The sequence below is a fragment of the Nonomuraea cypriaca genome, from assembly GCF_015645445.1.
In the GTDB taxonomy this organism is placed as follows: domain Bacteria; phylum Actinomycetota; class Actinomycetes; order Streptosporangiales; family Streptosporangiaceae; genus Nonomuraea; species Nonomuraea cypriaca.
This window is the reverse complement of record NZ_JADOGI010000371.1, coordinates 1-7,073: the sequence shown is the minus strand read 5'-3', so window position 1 is coordinate 7,073 and position 7,073 is coordinate 1. Positions and strand designations below refer to the sequence as shown.

Sequence of the window (7,073 nt, the reverse complement as noted above, 5' to 3'; positions counted from 1 at the left end):
CTGTACGTGGACGGCGGTCCAGCCGCCGTCCACGTACAGCACGGAGCCGGTGACGAAGCTCGCCGCGTCGCCGGCCAGGAAGACCACCGCCCCCGCCAGCTCCTCCGCCGCCGCCCACCGGCCGAGGGCGCTCTTGGCGGCGTATGCGGCGTACCAGGCGGGATCGTCCTTGATCTGCCGGGTCAGCGGCGTCTCGACGACCCCGGGCGCGATCGCGTTCACCCGCACCCCGTGCGGCCCGAACTCGGCCGCCGCCGTCCGCAACAGCTGCACCAGCCCCGCCTTGGTGGCCGAGTAGACGCCCTGCCCCGGCTCGGTGACGGACGCCCGGATGGACGCGAACCCGATGATCGACCCGCGCCCTCGCGCCACCATCCCCGCCCCGAAGGCCCGCACCACGTCGAACGAGGCCCGCAGGTTCAGCCCCACCACCCGGTCGAACTCCTCGTCCGAGTAGTCGAGCAGCCGCTTGCGCACGTTCGTGGCCGCGGTGAACACCAGCACGTCGGCCGGCTCCGCCGCGGCGGCCCGCCGCACCGCCTCCGCGTCCAGCACGTCCAGCGGCAGGGCCCTCCCGCCGCAGGCGGCGGCGGTCTCCTCCGCCGCGGCGAGATCCCGGTCCGCGCACACCACCGAAGCCCCGTGCGCGGCCAGCGCGAGCGCCGACTCCCTGCCGATCCCGCTCCCGGCCCCGATCACCACGGCCTGCCGCCCGTCCAGGCGGAACAGCGCGTCATATCCCATGAGAGGCACCCTAGCGACTGGTCAGACCAGTGCACCAGGTCAACGCGCGGCCCACTCGGAGCGCAGGAGCTCGTACTCCACCTCGCCCTGGTCCGAGCCGTCGATCAGGTCGGGCCAGTCCTCGAAGAACGTACGGACGAACCGCAGGCCGCACTTCTCCATGACCCGCCGCGAGCCGGCGTTCACGCTCATCGTCCTGGCGTACACGCGGCGCGCGCCCATCTCGCCGAACGCCTTGCCGATCAGCGCGAGCGACCCCTCGGTCGCGTACCCCTTGCCCCAGGCCGGCCTGTGCAGCCGGTAGCCCAGCTCGGGCTCGTCGGCGGGCCCGTCCCGGCCCGGCCGCAGGTGGAACCAGCCGAGGAAGGCCCCCGACGACTTCTCGATCGCCGCGAAGAAGCCGCCGGCGATGAACCTGGGCAGCGTCTCACCGGTGATCGTGTCGCGCGGGGTGGGCTTGCCGCCGTTGAGGTAGCGCATCACCTCAGGGTCGTTGTGCAGCGCGAACAGGTCGTCGGCGTCGGACTCGGTGAAGCGGCGCAGGATCAGCCGGTCGGTCTCCAGATAGATGTGCACCGGGAAACGGTAGCCAGGCGCCAGACGCCGACACGACCCGTTTTCAGCAGGCACGCGGCCAGGGCACGCGGGCAGGGCGCGGCCAGGCGCGCGGCCAGGGAACGCGGGCAGGGCGCGGCCAGGGCGCGCGGGCAGGGCGCGCGGGCGCGCGGTCAGGGCAGGCGGGGGTCGATGAGGATCTTCGGGGCGGCGCCCCACTCCGGCCTGCGCCGCCCGGCCAGCACCGCGGCCGCCTCGTCCAGGGACACCGTGGCCGCGACGAGGGGCCGGGGATCGACCCGGCCGGAGGCGTACAGCTCGGTGGTCCCCGCGAGGCCCCCCGAGGCGCTGAGCACGCCGACGGCGGTGACGTCGGCGAGCACCAGCCGGCGCGTGTCGACGAGGCTGGGCTCGGCGGACAGCCCGATGAACACCACGCGACCGCCTGGCTCGACGAGGTCGAGGGCGAGCGCCGGCGAGCCGGGGCCGGTCGAGGCGTCGATCACGGCGTCGAAGCGCGTCCCGGCCAGGCCGCCGTCCACCGTCCACGTACGGGTGAAGCCCAGCGAGCGGGCGAACTCCAGCGACCGCCCGGTGACCCCAGCCAGGTGCACCTCGGCCCCCCGCGCCGCCGCCGTCATGGCCGCAAGCAGCCCGATCGTCCCCGGCCCGATGACCAGGAGCCGCTGCCCGGGCTCAAGAGCGGCGGCGTGGACGGCCCTGAACGCGTTCCCGCCCGGCTCCACCAGGGCGCCGAGCGCGGGATCGACCGAGCCGGGCAGCGGCTGGAGCGCCCGCGCGGGCACCGCGAGCCGCTCGGCCAGCGCGCCGGGCCGGCCGTTGCGGATGCCGATCTCGTGCCGGTCCGCGCATAGGTGCTGCCGGCCCCCGGTGCAGCGCGCGCAGGAGCCGCAGCCCAGCATGGTGTCGCCCGTGACCCGCCGCCCCAGCCAGGCGGGGTCGGCGCCGGGCCCGGTCTCGCGCACGACGCCGGCCCATTCGTGGCCGATCCGCACGGGATAGCGGGCCTCGCCGGTGCGCAGGTACGTCATCGCGCCCGAGTAGAACTCCATGTCCGTGCCGCACACCCCGGCCCGCTCGACCTCGACGACCACCTCGCCCTCGCCTGCCACGGGTGGCTCGACCTCCTGGACCTCCGCACGTCCAGGCCCGGTGATGACGAAGGCACGCATGCGGCCAGACGTTACCGCAGTGCATGATGTCCGGATGACCCGGATCGAGACGCCCTGGGGGTCGCGCCTGCGCGCCCGGTGACGGGCCCCGTGAGCCCTACTTCGCGCGGCGTACCCGGGGGCGGCGGCGGTTCAGCCGGGCGTGGATCTCCCTGGCCTCCGCGTGCCGCATCTGGATCTCGGTGAAGATGGCCAGCGCGTCCCGCCAGGCGCGGTCGGCGGCCGCGGCGTCGCCCATCGCCTCGTGCGCGTCGCCCAGCCGGGTCAGCGTGGCGGCCTGATTGTAGCGGTCGCCCGTCTCACGGAAGAGCTGCAGCGCCTGCTCGTAGCAGCCGATGGCCTGCCGCTGGTCGCCGAGCCGGTGGTGGGCGAGCCCGAGGCTGTCCCACGTCTGCGCCCGCCCGCCCACGTCGTCCAGCTTCTCGTACAGGGCGAGCGCCTCCTGGCAGCACGTGAGGCCCTGTTCGTGGTCGCCGACCCGGATGTGGAACCAGCCCACGGCGTTGAGGCAGTCGGCGGCCCCCGCCACGTGGCCGACCGCCCTGTACAGCTCCAGCGCCCGCTGCGCGTGGCCCAGGGCCTCCACGTCACGGCTCTGCGGTTCGAGCATCGCGGCCAGGCTCCGGTGGGTGTAGGCCTGCCCGGCCTCGTCGCCGAGCTCCTCGAACAGCCGCAGCGCCGACCGCAGATGCAGGTCGGCGTCGTCGTAGCGGGCCAGCCGGGAGTGCGCGCGGGCCACGCCGCGGTGCGACAGCGCCTCGCCCAGACGATCGCCCGCCCGCTCGGCCGAGAACAGCGCCGCGTCCTGCACGACCTCGAGATCGTGCCAGAACCCCCGCCGGTCGAGGTACGTCGCCACCGCCCACGCCAGCTGCCAGCCGCACACGTCCAGCTCGTGCGCGGTGGCCTGCTGGACCACGGCCACCAGCACCGCGTGCTCGGCGGTGAACCAGGCCATCGCCTCCTCGGGGGTGGTGACGTCCAGCGGAAAGACGCCCGGACGCGGCGGCCCCACCTCGGGCGCGTCGCGGAACGGGTTGATCAGCCGGTCGGCCGGATAGGCGGTCTGCAGGTAGTGGTCGCAGGACCGGAAGATCGCCGCCCGCCGCGGCGCGTCGCCCTCCACCTCGTACGCCAGCTCAGCCGCGTACGCCTTCAGCAGGTCGTGCAGGGCGTAGCGGCCCGCCGCGGGCTCGGTCAGCAGGTTGGCCCTGGACAGCTCGCCCAGCGCGGCCCGCGCGTCGGCCGGTCGTACGCCGGCCAGGCTCGCGGCGGCGTACAGCGTGATGGCGGGGCCGGGGTGGAGGCCGAGCAGGCGGAACATCCGCTGTGTGGAGCGATCCAGACGCTGCAGCGACCAGGAGAAGACCGAGCGGATGTCGGTGGAGCGGTCGGCGACGTGGAACGCGTCCAGCCGCCCGCTCGCCACCCGCAGCTCCCCGGCCAGCACCGACAGCGCGAAGTCCGGGTGGGTGGCGGCCCGCGCCGCGACGACGGCCAGGGCCAGCGGCAACCGCCCGCACAGATCGATGATCTCGTCGACCGCCTCGGGCTCGGCGCGTACCCGCTCCTCGCCCAGGCGGCGGGCCAGCAGCTCCCTGGACTCCTCCGGCGACAGCATGTCGACCACGAGCGGCTGCGCGCCCTCCCCGGCGACCAGGCCGGAGAGCTGGTCGCGGCTGGTCACCAGCACCAGGCACTCGGGCGAGCCGGGTAGCAGGGGGCGTACCTGCTCGGCGCTCTCCGCGTTGTCCAGGATGAGCAGGACCCGCTGGTCGGCCAGCAGGCTGCGGTAGAGCGCCGCCTGTGCCTCCAGGCTGATCGGGATCTGCTGCGGGGGCACCGCGAACGCGTCGAGGAAGCCGCGGATGGCCTCTGCGGGCTTCATCGCGGGGCCGGTCGGGTCGAAGCCGCGCAGGTTCACGTACAGCTGGCCGTCGGGGAAGCGGTGGCGTACCCGATGAGCCCAGTTCACAGCGAGGGCCGTCTTGCCGACGCCCGCCATCCCGCCGAGCGCGCTGATCACCACCGGGCGGCTGGAGCCGCCCGCCCCGGCGGCGCACAGGGCGTCCAGCCGGCGCAGCTCGGCGTCGCGCCCGATGAAGTCCGGCATCCCGTACGGGAGCTGCGCCGGCGTCGGCAACCGCGGCGCGTGCACGGCTGCGGCCTGCGCGGGGACGGCCAGGTGCGGGTCGGCGGCCAGGATCTGCTCGTGTACGCGCCTGAGCTGCGGCCCCGGCTCGATGCCGAGCTCGTCGATGAGGTGCCTGCGAGCCTCGTGGAAGGCGGCCAGCGCCTCGACCTGGCGGCCCGAGCGGTAGAGGGCGAGCATGAGCAGCACGCGTAGGCGCTCCCGCCAGGGGTGGCGGACCACGAGCAGCCGCAGCTCGTTGACCAGCTCAAGGTCGCGGCCCAGCGCCAGATCGAGGTCGATGCGGTCCTCGATGACGTCGACGCGGCGTTCGCCGATGCGTTCGCGCTCGGTGTCGAGCAGCGGGCCGGCCAGGCCCGCGCACACCGGGCCGCGCCACAGCTCCAGCGCGCCGCGCAGAATCTCCGCCGCGAGCGGCAGGTTGCCCTCGGCCCGCGCCACCCGCGCCCGCTCCACCTCCGACTCGAACACCAGCAGGTCCAGCCGCGCGGCCGGCACGGCCAGCAGGTAGCCGGTGTCGGTCCACAGCAGCAGCCTGGACGGCGCGCGCGGCGACCGGTCCGGCTCCAGCACCCGGCGCAGCGCGGAGACGTGCTTCTGGACCAGGTTGACCGCGTACGCCGGAGGGCTCGCCCCCCAGACGGCGTCGATGAGCTGCTCGCGGCTCATCGGCCTGTTGGCGTGCAGCAGCAGCACCGCCAGCACCGCGCGCTGCTGCACCGGGCCCAGCGCCGGTTCGGTGTCTCCGAGCCAGGCCCGAAGCGTCCCGAGAACCTCGAACCGGACAGCCGGGTCCCCCTGATCGCCCATCCGGTCTCCTGCCATTTCGAGCAATCTCCGCAACGCTCCAGAAAAAGATAGACCGCTTCACCGCACCGGCACAGGGCCGACGGCGGATGCACTCCAGTCGGCACTCCAGCGCCCCCTCCAACCCCGGAGTCGATGCTGGACGCACCGAACTCCGACCAGCCCGAAGGTGGTGACCGCGGTGTCCGTCAGCGATCGCGTCCATGGCGCCGGCCGGCCTCGTCGCGTCGTGCTCGCCAACCTCGACGTCGACTCCCCGGCCCCACCCGCGCCGGCCGGCCGGGCTTCGTTGGATGGGCCCGTGACCGACGGCCGGGCTCCGTTGGACGGGCTGAACGACGGCCGGGCTCCGTTGGACGCGTTGGACGACGTGGTCAACGGCCCGGCAGATCTCGCGGAGCTGCTGCGCCTGCCGGTTCCGGCCGGTGAGTCCGGTGATCTGCTCCTGACGATCAGCCCGGAGGACGCCAGGCGGGTCCGGTTCTTCCACCGGGACCACGACGGCCACTGGGTACGCGCGTTCGGCGCCTCCAATGGGACGCCCTCCAGCGGGACGCCCGACACGGAGTACCGCCTGCCCGGCGGGCCGGGCACCGTCGAACTGCGGGTGGAGGCGGTCACCCTGCCGGGCGCACCGGGCTTCCCCGCGCCGGAGGGCCGCCCGGCCGGTGAGATCCAGCTCGAGCTCGTACGCGAGGGGGGCGGGGTCAGGACCGCGGCCGGCACGATCCTGCTGACGATCGCGCCGTTCCTGCTGATCTCGAACCTGCGGCCGGCCGAGGAGATCTACGTCACCTACAACGGCCGTGTCCCCAGCGGCAACCAGCACACGATCCAGGACCTCGTCGACGCCGTCCGCGAGGCCCACGGCGACGACGCGGTCCCCGCGGGGAACGCCGCCACCGGGTTCGAGACGGGGCCCGGACGGCTCCTGCACGTCATCGACGTCACCGACGCCCTGAACCCGGACTACTTCCCGCAGGACCAGTTCGAGATGGGCTACTGCCGTGCGCCGCACGCGTGGATGCACATGGCGCTGCACAACCCGAGGGAGAGGGCACTGAATCAGTGGGTCCCCCGGGAGCTGCCGGGACCGGACGTGGGCCTGTTCAACGCCCTGGCCGGCTCGCCGAGCCGCGACTCCACGGACTACGGCGGCAACCTGGAGCTGTCCCCGCCGGTCCCGGTGCCCACCGGCCGCCTGCCGGAGGGGCTCGCGGGACCCGAGGTCCCGCCGCATCCCGCCGCCCCGCTCGGCAAGATGATCATCGGCGAGGCGCGGTTCCGGATCTTCACGCTGCCGCGCGCACTGGCGTCCACCCTCGACGGCGGGGACCTGGGCACGGTGGGGGACGAGTTCGCGGCCCGCGACTTCCCGTTGGGGGAGACGCGGCGGGTCACCACCGTGCGGGAGGGCCACGAGTGGTGGGTGGAGGACCGGCCCCCCATCCCGCGCTTGGCCGCCTGGCGGACCTTCCACGTCCTCGCCGGCCGGTCGGAGCTCACCGTCCACTACGTCCGCTCGGTACGCCCCGACCTCCGCTCCTTCCTGGAGGCCCAGGGCGCACAGCCGATCCTGCCTGTCGACACCTCCTGGCTGAACGTCGGCCACGTGGACGAAC

The 7,073-nt window shown here is 74.2% G+C and carries 5 protein-coding genes; 1 reads left to right on the top strand and 4 read right to left on the bottom strand.

Annotation, left to right across the window (positions count from 1 at the left end):
* The 4 genes from ITP53_RS52795 to ITP53_RS52780 all read right to left on the bottom strand — a co-directional run.
* On the bottom strand, window positions 1-744 hold a 744-nt coding region (locus ITP53_RS52795), incomplete at its 3' end, for an SDR family NAD(P)-dependent oxidoreductase (protein WP_195903043.1).
* Between the two features lie 39 nt (window positions 745-783).
* Entirely contained in the window at window positions 784-1,320 is a 537-nt protein-coding gene (locus ITP53_RS52790; protein ID WP_195903042.1) for a GNAT family N-acetyltransferase, read from the bottom strand.
* Window positions 1,321-1,472: 152 nt separating this feature from the next.
* Window positions 1,473-2,492, bottom strand: a complete 1,020-nt coding sequence (locus ITP53_RS52785; RefSeq protein WP_195903041.1) for a zinc-dependent alcohol dehydrogenase — start codon at window positions 2,490-2,492, stop codon at window positions 1,473-1,475.
* 97 nt (window positions 2,493-2,589) lie between these two features.
* Window positions 2,590-5,454: an AfsR/SARP family transcriptional regulator gene (locus tag ITP53_RS52780; RefSeq protein ID WP_195903040.1), complete on the bottom strand. Its 2,865-nt coding sequence runs from the start codon at window positions 5,452-5,454 to the stop codon at window positions 2,590-2,592.
* Between the two features lie 178 nt (window positions 5,455-5,632).
* Here ITP53_RS52780 and ITP53_RS60835 point away from each other — a divergent pair.
* Window positions 5,633-7,073: protein-arginine deiminase family protein (locus ITP53_RS60835; RefSeq protein WP_195903039.1), on the top strand; the 1,441-nt coding region annotated here is incomplete at its 3' end.